Here is a 14,466-nt window from a genome sequence, read left to right as displayed (position 1 = left end):
CAGTTGCAAGCTGTCAGCTAAAAGCGGCAAGTAGAAGCCGGTCTGCTTTGACTTGAAGCTTGCAACTTGAAACTTTTCACCGTCCGAAGGACCGATTGTGAATCAAAACTGGCATGGCACCCTGATTCGCCACATGTTGCTGTTGGTCACCGGCTGCCTGCTGGTGGGGCTGGTCAGTGGCTACTACGGCTGGAGCCTGGCCGCCGGCCTGGGGATCTACCTGGCCTGGACCCTCAAGCAGCTACTGCGCCTGCATGAATGGCTGCGCCTGCACCAGCCCGATGAAGCGCCACCCGATGGCTACGGCCTGTGGGGCGAGGTGTTCGACAGCATCTACCACCTGCAACGTCGCGACCAGCGGGTCCGCGGGCGCCTGCAAGCGGTGATCGACCGCGTCCAGGAGTCCACCGCGGCCCTGAAGGATGCAGTGATCATGCTCGACAGCGACGGCAACCTGGAGTGGTGGAACCGCGCCGCCGAGACCCTGCTGGGCCTCAAGACGCCCCAGGACAGCGGCCAGCCAGTGACCAACCTGGTGCGTCATCCGCGCTTCAAGGAATACTTCGAACAGGACAACTACGCCGAACCGCTGGAGATCCCCTCCCCGGCCAACGACCGCGTGCGCATCCAGCTCTACATCACCCGCTACGGCAACAACGAGCATCTGATGCTGGTGCGCGACGTGACCCGCATCCACCAGCTGGAACAGATGCGCAAGGACTTCATCGCCAATGTGTCCCACGAGCTGCGCACGCCGCTGACGGTGATCTGCGGCTACCTGGAGACCCTGCTGGACAACGTCGAAGAGGTGAACCCGCGCTGGAACCGCGCCCTGCAGCAGATGCAGCAGCAAGGCGGGCGCATGCAGACGCTGCTCAACGACCTGTTGCTGCTGGCCAAGCTGGAGGCCACCGACTACCCCTCGGACAACCACCCGGTGCCCATCGACACCCTGCTGCAATCGATCAAGAGCGATGCCCAGGCACTGTCCGGCGAGCGCAACCAGCGCATCACCCTGGAGGCCGACGCCTCGGTACAGCTCAAGGGCAGCGAGGCGGAACTGCGCAGCGCGTTCTCCAACCTGGTGTTCAACGCGGTGAAGTACACCCCGGCCGAAGGCAACATCCGCATCCGCTGGTGGGGCGACGAACAAGGCGCACACCTGAGCGTGCAGGACTCCGGGATCGGCATCGACAGCAAGCACCTGCCGCGCCTGACGGAGCGCTTCTACCGGGTCGACTCCAGCCGCAACTCCAACACCGGCGGCACCGGCCTGGGCCTGGCCATCGTCAAGCACGTACTGCTGCGCCACCGTGCCCGCCTGGAGATCAGCAGCGTGCTGGGCCATGGCAGCACCTTCACCTGCCATTTCGCCCCGGCCCAGGTGAAGAAAAACCGCATCGCCAGCCTGACCGACCAGCGCTGACAGCGGCCTGCCCCCTAGGCAACCGCCCTGTCAGCCGCTACATTGCGTAGCTTGTGCCTGCCCTCCAGGCACCGTATCGCCCTCTTTTCGAATACATGGAATCCGCAAAACCCCATCATGGACCCTTCCCCTGGTTTTACCCTCGCGTCTCTGTTCGCCGACTTCGGCATGATTCTTTTTGCTCTGATCCTGGTCCTGCTCAACGGCTTCTTCGTGGCCGCCGAGTTCGCCATGGTCAAGCTGCGCTCGACCCGGGTCGAGGCCATCGCCCACAAGAACGGATGGCGCGGGCAAATCCTGCGCACCGTGCACAGCCAGCTGGACGCCTACCTGTCGGCCTGCCAACTGGGCATCACCCTGGCTTCCCTGGGCCTTGGCTGGGTCGGCGAGCCGGCTTTCGCCCACCTGCTCGAACCCCTGCTGGGCGCCGTGGGCGTGAGCTCTGCGGAAGTGATCCGTGGGGTGTCGTTCTTCACGGCGTTCTTCATCATTTCCTACCTGCATATCGTGGTCGGCGAACTGGCGCCCAAGTCCTGGGCGATTCGTAAACCCGAACTGCTGTCCCTCTGGACGGCAGTGCCGCTGTACCTGTTCTACTGGCTGATGTACCCGGCCATCTACCTGCTCAACGCCAGCGCCAACGCCATCCTGCGCATCGCCGGCCAAGGCGAGCCCGGCCCACACCACGAGCACCACTACAGCCGCGAAGAACTCAAGCTGATCCTGCACTCCAGCCGGGGCCAGGACCCCAGCGACCAGGGCATGCGGGTACTGGCCTCGGCAGTGGAAATGGGCGAGCTGGAAGTGGTGGACTGGGCCAACTCCCGGGAAGACCTGATCAGCATCGAGTCCACGGCGCCGCTCAAGGCCGTGCTGGCGCTGTTCCGTCGCCACAAGTTCAGCCGCTACCCGGTGTACGACAGCGAACGCAACGAGTTCGTCGGCCTGCTGCACATCAAGGACCTGCTGCTGGAACTGGCGGCCCTGGACCATATCCCCGAGTCGTTCAACCTGGACGAACTGACCCGGCCCCTGGAACGCGTGTCGCGGCACATGCCGTTGTCCCAGTTGCTGGAACAGTTTCGCAAGGGCGGCTCGCACTTCGCCCTGGTGGAGGAAGCCGACGGCAAGGTCATCGGCTACCTGACCATGGAAGACGTGCTGGAAGTGCTGGTGGGCGACATTCAGGACGAACACCGCAAGACCGAGCGCGGCATCCTCGCCTACCAGCCGGGCAAGCTGCTGGTGCGCGGCGACACCCCGCTGTTCAAGGTCGAGCGCCTGCTGGGCATCGATCTGGACCATATCGAGGCCGAAACCCTCGCGGGCCTGGTGTACGAGACCCTGAAACGGGTGCCTGAAGAGGAAGAAGTGCTGGAGGTCGAAGGCCTGCGCATCATCATCAAGAAGATGAAGGGTCCGAAGATCATCCTGGCCAAGGTCCTGATGCTCGACTGATCGAGCCTGCACCGGTCGGCTCCTGTGCGAGCCGGCCGGCCACTCCCGCCCTATTTATTGCCCAGGGCGAAGTTCGGCAAGCCCCCCAGGGGCTGGTCGAACTGGTAGGGAATCGACACCAGCCCCAACCCGGTATTGCGTTGCACCACGAAGTGCAGGTGCGGCCCGCTGCTGTTGCCGGTATTGCCCGACAGCCCCAGCGGGCTGCCCACCGCCACGCGCTGGCCCTCGCGCACGCTCACCGAACCTTGCTTGAGGTGCAGGTACACGCCCATCGTGCCGTCGTCGTGCAGTACCCGGACGAAATTGCCGGCCGGGTTGTCGCCCCGGCCGCTCTGGGCGTTCTCGGTCTTGACCACCACCCCGCCACGCGCCGCGATGATCGGCGTGCCCACCGGCATGGCGATGTCCATCGCATAACGGCTCTTGGGGCTGGAATGGCTGTACTGGCCGTTGGCGCCCTGGGTCAGGCGAAACGGCCCGCCCCGCCAGGGCAAAGGGTAGCGGTAGGCCTGCACGGCTCCCCCCGGGTCGCCCAGGGAGTAACGAAACCTTGGGACATAGCTCAAGGGCTGGTCGGCCCGGGTCGCCGTCAAGAGCGCCAGGCGCTGCCTGCTGCGGGCCGGCAGCACCCGGCGGATCGGCTGCGTCGGCGCGCCGCTGACGTTGCTCAGGCTGGCGAACCCCAGCTCCACCTCCACCGGCCCATGCAGGTCGTTGCGCACGTACAGCGCATCCACGCCCCTGTGCTTCTGGATATCCAGCCGCACCTGGCGCTCCAGGTGTTCCTCCATGCGATCGCGGAACACGAACGCCTGCGCTCCCGGCGAAGGCCGGTCGCTGTAGGACACCACGCCGTCGGCGTCGACGGACTTGTAGACCGTCATCGCCGCCAGCGAGCTGGCGACCATGGACAAGCCGCAGAGGAACAGCAGGCGTACGAACATTGAGCAGTTTCTTGGCAGGAGAGGAACCATGCTAGCAGCCTGATATGGAGCTTGTATGAATCAGGCGGGCGCCAGGGGCCGATTGCCGCCAACGTCGAAGCGGATCTCCACCCCCAGCTGCGCGGCCTCGCATAGGTTGACCAGCGCATCGAGGGAGAACTTGTTGATCCTGCCGCTAAGCACATCGTTGAGCCGGGGCTGGGTGATGTTGAGGCGCTTGGCCGCCTCCTTCTGCGACAGCCCCCAGGCCTGCACGGTCTTGCCCAGCTCCAGCATCAGCTTGGCCCGCAGGCGCATGTTGGCGGCCTCCTGGGGGGTGGCTTCAAGGGCATCCCAGACGCTGGCAAAGCGCGGGTTGATCTGTTGGTCAGTCATGGCGTGAACCTGCTTGCTGAAATCTGGCACGAGCCAGCTCGATATCCCGCGCTTCGGTCTTGCGGGTAGTCTTGCGCACCGCGTGCAGCACATAGATGGCTGCAGGCCGCCTGACCACATAAAACACCCGAAACGCCCCTGAATCTTCATGAATCCTGATTTCGAAGACACTCGGGCCGATGGTTTTCACCGGCCTGCAATCGTAGGGCTGCTCGCCCTGCTGCAGCAGATCCAGCTGAAACCCGGCAGCCCGACGGGCATCTTCAGGGAATGCCCTGAGATCCCGCAGCGCGCTCCCGACAAACACCACATCCTTGTGCCTGGGCATCGAACTTCTCCTGTCAGTGACCAGGAACAAGGCTAATCAAGACTGCCAGGGCTGGCCGCACGGGGTTGTTTCAACGCATGGCTGCAAAGGGTGAATCAGGTAGAGCGCTTCCGGAAATTTATATCCAAATGGATATAAATCAAGTGCAGGACAGTTAATCAGACGTACGGCGGAAGGTGGCGGGAGGAACGGCCAAGCCCCTGTGGCCTGGGGTTACAGCCGAAGGTGCGGGTTATTGGCGGGATTGGGGATAACGCAGCCACCGGCCTGGATGGCTGGCCGAAAGCCGGCGGGGAAAAGTGTTTTCAGCAGATTTGCGCTTCGCTGTAGGAGCGGGCTTGGCAGTTCCTACAGCGAAGGGCCGGCGAGGATCAGCCCGCGCCTGGAACGAAGTGCTTCTGCGCAGTGCCGCGGGCGATCAGGCGCGAGATGTAGTCCAGCTTCTGCGCATCCTGGTCGACGAAACGGAAGGTCAGCTGCAGCCAATCGCTGTCGGGCTTCGGCTCGTGCGCCACCACCGCATGCAGGTAGCCATTGAGCCGCGCCACTTCGGCGTTCTCGCCCTGCTCCAGGTCCAGTACCGCGCTGTCCAGCACCTGCGGCAGGTTCTCGGTGCGCTTTACCACCAACAACGCTTCCTTGATGCTCAGCGCCTTGATCACGCAAGGCTGGGTACCGCCAGGCAAGCGCAGTTGGCCCTGGCCACGGCCACCACTGGCGGCAGCAGCGGCGGCAGGCGCCTTGACCGGTGGGCTATTGAGCAGGCCACGGGATGGCGCCGCAGCCGGGGCTGGTGCAGCGGCTGCCGGAGCGGCTGGAGCAGCTGGCCGGGCTGCCGGGGCGACCACCTCGGCCTTGCCACCGGTCAGGGCGCTCAGGGAGTCGTTGCCAAAGGCGGAGTTCATCTTGGTCGGCGCGCTGTTCATCAGGGTGTCGAGCTTGCCGACCTTGTTCAGCGCCTGCTTGACCTTGGTCAGCAGCTGTTCGTTGGTGAAGGGCTTGCTGACATAGCCGGAAACCCCGGCCTGGATCGCCTGCACCACGTTTTCCTTGTCGCCTCGGCTGGTCACCATGACGAACGGCATGGCCTTGAGCGCTTCCTGGCCACGGCACCAGGTCAGCAGTTCCAGGCCGGACATTTCCGGCATTTCCCAATCGCACAGGACCAGGTCGAAGGCTTCGCGGGCGAGCATCGCCTGGGCCTTCTTGCCGTTGACCGCGTCTTCGATCTTGATGCCGGGGAAGTAGTTGCGCAGGCACTTCTTCACCAGGTCACGAATGAACGACGCGTCGTCCACCACCAACACACTTACCTTACTCATCGACCACCCCTCTAAAAATCCCGGCAAGCATAACGCTGGCTGATGGCACTTTGCCAAAACTCTTCAGTCACGCCGGGACTTTTCGTTCGCGGGTGCTGCTTTTCGAATTCAAGGACCGCAAACAAAAACGCCCGGCCAAAAGGCCGGGCGCTCTTCTCGGGCAATCTTAATTATCGTCAGCTTCACCCGGAACATTAGCCGAATCGCCAGCCGGTCCTTCAACTTCTTCCTTCATGCGCTTGAGGCCCAGGTGGCGCACATCGGTGCCACGCACCAGGTAGATCACCAGCGCGGAGATGTTGCGCGCGTGATCGCCGATCCGCTCCAGCGAGCGCAATACCCAGATGATGCTCAAAACCCGCGAGATAGAGCGCGGGTCTTCCATCATGTAGGTGGCCAGCTCGCGCAGCGCGGTCTTGTACTCGCGGTCGATGATCTTGTCGTACTGGGCCACCGACAGGGCCAGTTCGGCGTCGAACCGGGCGAAGGCGTCCAGCGCGTCACGCACCATGTTGCGCACCTGGTCGCCGATATGCCGCACTTCGACGTAGCCACGCGGGGCCTCGCCCTCCTCGCACAGCTGGATGGCCCGGCGGGCGATCTTGGTGGCTTCGTCGCCGATGCGCTCCAGGTCGATCACCGACTTGGAGATGCTGATGATCAGGCGCAGGTCGGAAGCCGCAGGCTGGCGCCGGGCGAGGATGCGCAGGCACTCCTCGTCGATGTTGCGCTCCATCTGGTTGATCTGCTCGTCGATCTCGCGCACTTGCTGGGCCAGCCCGGAGTCGGCCTCGATCAGTGCGGTGACGGCGTCATTGACTTGTTTCTCCACCAGCCCGCCCATGGCCAGCAGGTGGCTACGCACCTCTTCCAGCTCGGCATTGAACTGCTGAGAGATGTGATGGGTTAAGCCTTCCTTCGAAATCATGGTTCGCTCCGCGAAAGTTGCAAGCTTCAAGCCGCAAGCTTCAAGCAGTTAAATATTGATCCGGATATCGCCTACCGCTTCTGTCTTGCCGCTTGAAGCTTGCGGCTTGCAGCTGTTCCTAGCCATAGCGCCCGGTGATGTAGTCTTCGGTCTGCTTCTTGGCCGGGTTGGTGAACAGGGTGTCGGTATCGCCGAACTCCACCAGTTTGCCCATGTACATGAACGCGGTGTAGTCCGAGACCCGCGCCGCCTGCTGCATGTTGTGGGTCACGATGACGATGGTGAACTTGGACTTGAGCTCGTAGATCAGTTCCTCGACCTTCAGGGTCGAGATTGGGTCCAGGGCCGAGCAGGGTTCGTCCAGCAGCAGCACTTCCGGCTCCACGGCGATGGTGCGGGCGATCACCAGGCGCTGCTGCTGACCACCGGACAGGCCCAGGGCCGAGTCGTGCAGGCGGTCCTTGACCTCATCCCACAGGGCCGCACCCTTGAGCGCCCACTCCACGGCTTCGTCGAGCACGCGCTTCTTGTTGATGCCCTGGATGCGCAGGCCATAGACCACGTTCTCGTAGATGGTCTTGGGAAACGGGTTGGGCTTCTGGAACACCATGCCCACCCGGCGACGCAGCTCGGCCACATCCTCGCCCTTGCGGTAGATGTTGTTGCCGTACAGGTTGATGGCGCCTTCCACACGGCAACCGTCCACCAGGTCGTTCATGCGGTTGAAGGTGCGCAGCAGGGTCGACTTGCCGCAGCCGGACGGGCCGATGAAGGCGGTCACGCGCTGCTTGGGAATGTTCATGCTGACGTCGAACAGCGCTTGCTTCTCGCCGTAGAACAGGCTCAAGCCGGGCACTTCGATCGCCACGGTTTCCTGCTCCAGGCTCAGGCTCTGCTTGTCGCGACCCAGGGCGGACATGTTGATGCCGTGGGTATGGGTTTCGTGTTGCATGGGTCTCACTCCGTTCGTAGCTGCAAGCTTCTAGCTGCAAGCCGCAAGTTTTGAGCAAAAGCGGCTTGTAGCTTGCCGCTTGTGGCTAATGGCTTTAGCTGTCCAGCGCCTTGTACTTCTCGCGCAGGTGGTTACGGATCCATACCGCCGACAGGTTGAGCACGGCGATCACCAGCACCAGCAGCAACGCGGTGGCGTACACCAGCGGCCGCGCGGCCTCGACGTTAGGGCTCTGGAAGCCGACGTCGTAGATATGGAAGCCCAGGTGCATGATCTTCTGGTCCAGGTGCAGGTACGGGTAGTTGCCATCCACCGGCAGCGACGGCGCCAGCTTCACCACACCCACCAGCATCAGCGGCGCCACTTCGCCGGCGGCACGGGCCACGGCAAGGATCATGCCGGTCATCATCGCCGGGCTGGCCATGGGCAGGACGATCTTCCACAGGGTCTCGGCCTTGGTCGCGCCCAGGGCCAGGGAGCCTTCGCGTACAGTCCGCGGGATCCGCGCCAGGCCTTCCTCGGTGGCCACGATCACCACCGGCACCGCCAGCAGCGCCAGGGTCAGGGACGCCCAGAGCAGGCCCGGGGTGCCGAAGGTCGGCGCCGGCAGTGCCTCAGGGAAGAACAGGCGGTCCAGGGACCCGCCCAGCACGTAGACGAAGAAGCCCAGGCCGAACACGCCGTAGACGATGGCCGGCACGCCCGCCAGGTTGTTCACGGCGATGCGGATCACCCGGGTCAGGGCGTTCTGCTTGGCGTATTCACGCAGGTAGACCGCCGCCAGCACGCCGAACGGGGTCACGATCATGGCCATGATCAGGGTCATCATCACGGTGCCGAAGATGGCCGGGAAGATCCCGCCTTCGGTGTTGGCTTCCCGTGGGTCGTCGCTGAGGAACTCCCAGACCTTGCTGAAGTAGAAGCCGACCTTGGTGAAGGTGCCCATGGCGTTCGGCTGGTAGGCATGCACCACCTTGCCCAGGCCGATCTCCACTTCCTTGCCGTTGGCATCGCGGGCGGTCAGGCTGTCGCGGTTGAACTGGGTATGCAGCTCGCTCAGGCGGGCCTCGATGTCCTGATAGCGGGCGTTGAGTTCGGCGCGCTCGGCATCCATGTCGGCCTGGGCGGCGGCGTCCAGCTTGCCAGCCAGTTCCAGCTTGCGACCGTGCAGGCGGATGCGCTCCAGGCCGGCGTTGATCGCACCGATGTCGGACTTCTCCAGACTCTTGAGCTGGGTCGCCAGCTTGTTCACCCGGTCGATCCGCGCCTGCAGCTCGGGCCAGGCGGCTTCGCCCTCGGCGACCACCTTGCCGTTTTCCTTGACGTTGACCAGGTAGCCGTAGAAGTTGCCCCACTCACGGCGCTCGATGGCCATCAGTTCCTTGGGGTAGCTCTGGTTGGTCAGCCACTCGCCGACGATCCAGGTGAAGTCGCTGCCGTTCAGGTCGCGGTTGCCCACCTTGAGCAACTCGCGGGTCATGAACTCAGGGCCCTGGTCGGGCACCGGCAAGCCGGCACTCTTCAGGCGCGCCCGGGGCACTTCTTCCTTTTGCACCACTTCACCGACCACCAGGTGATTGGCCTGGCCGGGCACGTCGTAGCTGGCATGCACCAGGTCCGCCGGCCAGAAGTGGCCCAGGCCGCGCACGGCGATCACCGCCAGCAGGCCGATGGTCATGATGACCGCGATGGACACTGCGCCACCGCTGATCCAGACGCCGGGGGCGCCGCTCTTGAACCAGTCTTTGAGGGAGTTCTGTTTCACAGACTTCTACCTTTCTTAAAGCGACGAGTATTTCTTGCGCAGACGCTGACGGATCAGCTCGGCGAGGGTGTTCATGATGAAGGTGAACAACAGCAGTACCAGCGCCGAGAGGAACAGCACGCGGTAGTGGCTGCCGCCGACTTCCGATTCCGGCATTTCCACCGCGACGTTGGCCGCCAGGGTGCGCAAGCCTTCGAACAGGTTCATCTCCATGACCGGGGTGTTGCCGGTGGCCATCAGCACGATCATGGTCTCGCCCACGGCGCGGCCCATGCCGATCATCAGGGCCGAGAAGATGCCCGGGCTGGCGGTGAGGATCACCACACGGGTCATGGTCTGCCATGGGGTGGCGCCCAGGGCCAGGGAGCCCAGGGTCAGGCCACGGGGCACGCTGAACACGGCGTCTTCGGCGATGGAGTAGATGTTCGGGATCACCGCGAAGCCCATGGCCAGGCCCACCACCAGGGCGTTGCGCTGGTCGTAGGTGATCCCTAAGTCGTGGGAGATCCACATGCGCATGTCGCCGCCGAAGAACCAGTTCTCCATGAACGGGCTCAGGTACAGCGAGAGGAAGCCGACCAGGATGATCACCGGGATCAGGATCGCGCTCTCCCAACCGTCCGGCACCTTCAGGCGCAGGGACTCGGGCAGGCGGCTCCAGGTGAAGCCGGCCACCAGGATGCCGATCGGCAGCAGCACCAGCAGGCTGAAGATGCCCGGCAGGTGGCCTTCGACATAGGGCGCCAGGAACAGGCCGGCGAAGAAGCCGAGGATCACCGTCGGCATCGCCTCCATCAGCTCGATCACCGGCTTGACCTTGCGGCGCATGCCGGGGGCCATGAAGTAGGCGGTGTAGATCGCCGCGGCCACGGCCAGCGGGGCCGCCAGCAGCATGGCGTAGAAGGCGGCCTTCAAGGTGCCGAAAGTCAGCGGCGACAGGCTCAGCTTGGGTTCGAAGTCAGTGTTGGCCGCCGTGGACTGCCAGACGTACTTGGGCTCGTCGTAGTTCTCGTACCAGACCTTGCTCCACAGCGCGCTCCAGGACACTTCCGGGTGCGGGTTGTCCAGCACCAGGGGTTGCAGCTTGCCACCGGCCTCGACGATCACCCGGTTGGCGCGAGGCGACAGGCCGAACAGGCCCTGGCCATCCACCACCTGGTCCACCAATAGGGTGCGGTGGGCGGTACTGTGGAAGACCCCGAGCTTGCCGGCGGCGTCCAGGGCGACGAAGCCCTTGCGGCGCTCTTCGGCGGTGATTTCAACGATGGGCGCGGTGCCCATCTGGAAGGTGCGGATCTGCTTCAGGCGCAGCTCGCCGTCCGGGTCACGGGCCATGAACCACTGGGCCAGGCCACCCTTGGAAGTACCGATGATCAGCGAGATGCCGCCCACCAACTGGGCGCTGGCGGTGACTTCGGTATTGGCGTCCTCCAGCAGTTTGTAGCGGCCGTTGAGGCTCTTGTCCCGCAGGCTGAAGACATCAGCCTGGGCACGGCCGTTGATCACGTACAGCCACTGCTGGCGTGGGTCGATGTACATGGCCTTGACCGGTTCGGTCATCTGCGGCAGGTCGATGGCGCTCTGCTCGCTGGTGACCTCGCCGGTCATCATGTTTTCTTCGCGCGAGAGCTTCAGCACATGCAGCTGCGAACCGGTGGAGCCGGCCAGCACCAACGTGGTATCGCTGGCGTTGAGGTTGACGTGCTCCAGCGCGCCGCCTTCTGCGTTGAGGGTGATCGGGGCTTCGCCGTAGGGGTATTCGATCGCCGGGGAGATGGTCTTCTTGCCATCCGGGTAGCTGACTTTATAGGTGTGGCGGAACACCAGGGCCTGGCCGTTGGACAAGCCGACCACCACCATGGGGATACCGGGCTGGTCCTTGCCGATGGAGGTGACGCGGGTGCCCGCCGGGATCGGCAGGTCGACCTTGCGCAGCTCGGCGCCGTTATCGATATCGAAGAACAGCGCCTGGCCCTTGTCGGAAACGCGCATGCCGACCTGGTTCTGCTCTTCCAGGGAGAACATCAGGGGCTTACCGGCGTCTTGCATCCAGGCGGGCGTCAGGGGGTCCTTGGAGGTCAGCTCGGCGCCCTGGAACAGCGGGGCGACGACGTAGGCCAGGAAGAAGAAGATCAGGGTGATCGCCGCCAGGACGGCCAGGCCGCCGACGAGGACGTACCAACGGGTCAGGCGGTCCTTGAGCGCACGGATGCGGCGCTTGCGTTGCAGTTCAGGCGTATTGAAGTCAATGCGCTTGGGGGGAGAAGTCGTAGTCATGGTGGAATTGGCCAGATCATTCATGCGCACACCCTAGCGATCCTGTATGACAGAAAGATGACAATGCAGTGACGCAACAAATCCGCCGCGTGGCTGGGCCTGCAGCGGACAGAAAATGGAGGTGGCAGGAGCCGGCCGGGGTGGTTGACCCAAAGGCCGGCTGCTGCGAAAAGGTCCGGCCGGGCCGGACCTTTGGCGGCGGTTTATGCGCCTTCTTTCAGACCCAGGTCAGCCAGGGCCTTGGCGGCGACTTTGGCTGGCAGTGGGATGTAACCGTCCTTCACGACCACTTCCTGACCCTGCTTGGACAGAACCAGTTTCACGAACTCGGCTTCCAGCGGGGCCAGAGGCTTGTTCGGGGCCTTGTTGACGTAGACGTACAGGAAGCGCGACAGCGGGTACTTGCCGTTCAGGGCGTTTTCTTCGGTGTCTTCGATGAAGTCGCTGCTGCCTTTCTTGGCCAGGGCCACGGTCTTCACGCTGGCGGTCTTGTAGCCGATGCCCGAGTAGCCGATGCCGTTCAGCGAGGAGCTGATGGACTGCACGACCGAAGCCGAACCTGGCTGCTCGTTGACGTTAGGCTTGTAGTCGCCTTTGCACAGGGCTTCTTCCTTGAAGTAGCCGTAGGTGCCGGATACCGAGTTGCGACCGAACAGCTGCACTGGCTTGTTGGCCAGGTCGCCCTTCACGCCCAGGTCACCCCAGGTCTTCACTTCTTCCTTGGCACCGCACAGGCGGGTCGAGGAGAAGATCGCGTCGACCTGCTCCATGGTCAGGTGCTGGATCGGGTTGTCCTTGTGCACGAATACGGCCAGGGCGTCCACGGCAACCGGGATGGCGGTTGGCTTGTAGCCGTACTTCTGTTCGAAGGCCGCCAGCTCGGTGTCCTTCATCTTGCGGCTCATAGGGCCCAGGTTGGAGGTGCCCTCGGTCAGCGCGGGTGGCGCGGTGGCGGAGCCAGCGGCCTGAATCTGGATGTTTACGTTCGGATATTCTTTCTTGTAGTGCTCGGCCCACAGGGTCATCAGGTTGGCCAGGGTATCGGAACCGACGCTGGACAGGTTGCCCGACACACCAGTGGTCTTGGTGTAGCTCGGGATAGCAGGGTCGACAGCGGCAACCGCGTGGGCAGTCGCAACGCCAGCGGCGACGAAGGTCATTGCCGCCATCAAACGCTTCAGTTTCATGCCTTACTCCTAGCAGATAGGGTGTGTTAAGTCGGGGCCAAGTATCTGTAGGCCGTGTGAACACTCTATGTCCGGAATATGACAATTAGATGAAAGGCCAGCATCACGAGACTCGCGAGCTGGCCTTTTTTTCACAAGCGCCGCAGAGCGCCGTTCATACAGGTGTCGCAGCAGGTTTCAGCGACCCTTCTTCCACAGGTACAGCCCCGAGAGCAGGCCGATGCCGCAGATGATCGCCACGTAGTAGGCCGGGGCCATGGGGCTGCTCTTGAGCATCCAGGTCACCACCATCGGCGTCAGCCCGCCAAAGATTGCGTAGGCCAGGTTGTAGGAGAACGACAGGCCGCTGAAGCGCACCGCCGCCGGGAAGGCGCGGACCATCACGTAGGGCACCGCGCCGACGAGGCCGACGCACAGGCCGGTCAGGGCGTAGAGCGGGAACAGCAGGTGCGGGTTGTCTTGCAGCACGTGGTAGAAGACCCAGGACGAAGCCAGCAACAGCAGGCTGCCGAAGACGAACACCCGCCCGGCACCGAAACGGTCGGCCAGGCTGCCGAACAGCACGCAGCCCAGGCTCAGGAACACGATGGCCAGGCTGTTGGCCTCAAGGGCGGTGATGGCCGAGAACTTGTAGACCGTCTGCAACACGGTGGGGGTCATCAGGATCACCACGATGATCCCGGCCGACAGCAGCCAGGTCAGCAGCATGGAGATCAGGATCGCGCCGCGATGGTCACGCAGCACCGCCCGCAGCGGCAGCTCCTCGGCCAGGGCCTTGCGCAGTTGCAGCTCGGCGAACACCGGGGTCTCGTGGAGCAGGCGACGCAGGTACACCGAGAACAGGCCGAACACCCCACCCAGCAGGAACGGCACGCGCCAGGCATAGGCCGCCACTTCTTCCGGGGTATAGATGCTGTTGATGGCCGTGGCCACCAGCGAACCCAGGAGAATGCCGGCGGTCAACCCCGAGGTCAGGGTGCCGCAGGCGTAGCCGATGTGCCGCGCCGGCACGTGCTCGGAAACGAACACCCAGGCCCCGGGCACTTCGCCACCGATGGCCGCGCCCTGGATCACCCGCATCAGCAACAGCAGCACCGGTGCCCACAGACCGATCTGCTCATAGGTGGGCAACAGGCCCATGATCAGGGTCGGTACCGCCATCATGAAGATGCTCAGGGTGAACATCTTCTTGCGCCCCAGCAGGTCGCCGAAGTGGGCCATGACGATCCCGCCCAGGGGGCGGGCCAGGTAGCCGGCGGCAAAGATGCCGAAGGTCTGCATCAAGCGCAGCCATTCGGGCATGTCCGCCGGGAAGAACAGCTTGCCCACCACAGTGGCGAAGAACACGAAGATGATGAAGTCATAGAACTCCAGCGCGCCGCCCAGGGCGGACAGCGACAGGGTCTTGTAGTCACTACGAGTCAAGGGACGGGCGGGAGGCGCTGATTGCGCGGCGCTCGAGGGCACTGTGGTCATGGCAAGGGGCTTCTCTTATTAGTTG

General features: G+C 63.7%; 12 protein-coding genes. 2 read left to right on the top strand and 10 right to left on the bottom strand.

The features are described 5' to 3' along the window. Positions 1 to 133 precede the first annotated feature (133 nt). Positions 134 to 1,426 (top strand): phosphate regulon sensor histidine kinase PhoR, encoded by a 1,293-nt coding sequence (gene phoR / locus C4K39_RS17510; protein ID WP_241110214.1) that lies wholly within the window; start codon positions 134 to 136, stop codon positions 1,424 to 1,426. A gap of 117 nt (positions 1,427 to 1,543) precedes the next feature. Next, positions 1,544 to 2,884, top strand: a complete 1,341-nt coding sequence (locus C4K39_RS17505) for a hemolysin family protein (RefSeq protein WP_124347080.1) — start codon at positions 1,544 to 1,546, stop codon at positions 2,882 to 2,884. Between the two features lie 50 nt (positions 2,885 to 2,934). Here the strand turns inward: C4K39_RS17505 and C4K39_RS17500 are convergent, their stop codons facing one another. The 10 genes from C4K39_RS17500 to C4K39_RS17455 form a co-directional block, all read right to left on the bottom strand. Further along, the gene (locus tag C4K39_RS17500; RefSeq protein ID WP_124347079.1) at positions 2,935 to 3,831 is read right to left on the bottom strand and encodes a peptidoglycan DD-metalloendopeptidase family protein; all 897 of its coding nucleotides are present in this window, start codon (positions 3,829 to 3,831) and stop codon (positions 2,935 to 2,937) included. Between the two features lie 60 nt (positions 3,832 to 3,891). Beyond that, positions 3,892 to 4,206: a helix-turn-helix domain-containing protein gene (locus C4K39_RS17495; protein ID WP_068577579.1), complete on the bottom strand. Its 315-nt coding sequence runs from the start codon at positions 4,204 to 4,206 to the stop codon at positions 3,892 to 3,894. Then, positions 4,199 to 4,534, bottom strand: coding sequence for a type II toxin-antitoxin system RelE/ParE family toxin (locus C4K39_RS17490; RefSeq protein WP_068577578.1), 336 nt, complete (start codon positions 4,532 to 4,534; stop codon positions 4,199 to 4,201). Before C4K39_RS17490 ends, C4K39_RS17495 begins: the two co-directional genes overlap by 8 nt. A gap of 371 nt (positions 4,535 to 4,905) precedes the next feature. Next, positions 4,906 to 5,856, bottom strand: coding sequence for a response regulator (locus C4K39_RS17485; RefSeq protein ID WP_124347078.1), 951 nt, complete (start codon positions 5,854 to 5,856; stop codon positions 4,906 to 4,908). Positions 5,857 to 6,022: 166 nt separating this feature from the next. Then, complete coding sequence (gene phoU, locus C4K39_RS17480) at positions 6,023 to 6,784, bottom strand: phosphate signaling complex protein PhoU (RefSeq protein ID WP_022641892.1); 762 nt, start codon at positions 6,782 to 6,784, stop codon at positions 6,023 to 6,025. Between the two features lie 118 nt (positions 6,785 to 6,902). Further along, a complete protein-coding gene (gene pstB / locus C4K39_RS17475) occupies positions 6,903 to 7,736 on the bottom strand; it encodes a phosphate ABC transporter ATP-binding protein PstB (RefSeq protein ID WP_016964959.1) in 834 nt (277 codons plus the stop codon). A 94-nt stretch (positions 7,737 to 7,830) separates the two neighbouring features. Further along, entirely contained in the window at positions 7,831 to 9,501 is a 1,671-nt protein-coding gene (pstA, locus tag C4K39_RS17470; RefSeq protein WP_085594149.1) for a phosphate ABC transporter permease PstA, read from the bottom strand. Positions 9,502 to 9,516: 15 nt separating this feature from the next. Further along, a complete protein-coding gene (locus C4K39_RS17465; RefSeq protein WP_124347077.1) occupies positions 9,517 to 11,802 on the bottom strand; it encodes an ABC transporter permease subunit in 2,286 nt (761 codons plus the stop codon). Between the two features lie 179 nt (positions 11,803 to 11,981). Then, positions 11,982 to 12,965, bottom strand: a complete 984-nt coding sequence (locus tag C4K39_RS17460) for a phosphate ABC transporter substrate-binding protein PstS (RefSeq protein WP_022641895.1) — start codon at positions 12,963 to 12,965, stop codon at positions 11,982 to 11,984. A gap of 177 nt (positions 12,966 to 13,142) precedes the next feature. Beyond that, complete coding sequence (locus tag C4K39_RS17455; RefSeq protein WP_176719716.1) at positions 13,143 to 14,432, bottom strand: MFS transporter; 1,290 nt, start codon at positions 14,430 to 14,432, stop codon at positions 13,143 to 13,145. Positions 14,433 to 14,466 lie beyond the last annotated feature (34 nt).

It is taken from the genome of Pseudomonas sessilinigenes, assembly GCF_003850565.1.
In the GTDB taxonomy this organism is placed as follows: Bacteria; Pseudomonadota; Gammaproteobacteria; order Pseudomonadales; family Pseudomonadaceae; genus Aquipseudomonas; species Aquipseudomonas sessilinigenes.
Note: the sequence above shows the minus strand (reverse complement) of the source record. Positions and strands in the feature narration are given on the sequence as shown.

Coding starts and splice junctions, on each gene's coding strand:
- C4K39_RS17465 (WP_124347077.1), bottom strand. CDS start 11,802: ATGAATGATCTGGCCAATTCCACCATGACTACGACTTCTCCCCCCAAG.
- C4K39_RS17500 (WP_124347079.1), bottom strand. CDS start 3,831: ATGTTCGTACGCCTGCTGTTCCTCTGCGGCTTGTCCATGGTCGCCAGC.
- C4K39_RS17495 (WP_068577579.1), bottom strand. CDS start 4,206: ATGACTGACCAACAGATCAACCCGCGCTTTGCCAGCGTCTGGGATGCC.
- C4K39_RS17485 (WP_124347078.1), bottom strand. CDS start 5,856: ATGAGTAAGGTAAGTGTGTTGGTGGTGGACGACGCGTCGTTCATTCGT.
- C4K39_RS17490 (WP_068577578.1), bottom strand. CDS start 4,534: ATGCCCAGGCACAAGGATGTGGTGTTTGTCGGGAGCGCGCTGCGGGAT.
- C4K39_RS17505 (WP_124347080.1), top strand. CDS start 1,544: ATGGACCCTTCCCCTGGTTTTACCCTCGCGTCTCTGTTCGCCGACTTC.
- phoU (WP_022641892.1), bottom strand. CDS start 6,784: ATGATTTCGAAGGAAGGCTTAACCCATCACATCTCTCAGCAGTTCAAT.
- pstB (WP_016964959.1), bottom strand. CDS start 7,736: ATGCAACACGAAACCCATACCCACGGCATCAACATGTCCGCCCTGGGT.
- C4K39_RS17460 (WP_022641895.1), bottom strand. CDS start 12,965: ATGAAACTGAAGCGTTTGATGGCGGCAATGACCTTCGTCGCCGCTGGC.
- phoR (WP_241110214.1), top strand. CDS start 134: ATGTTGCTGTTGGTCACCGGCTGCCTGCTGGTGGGGCTGGTCAGTGGC.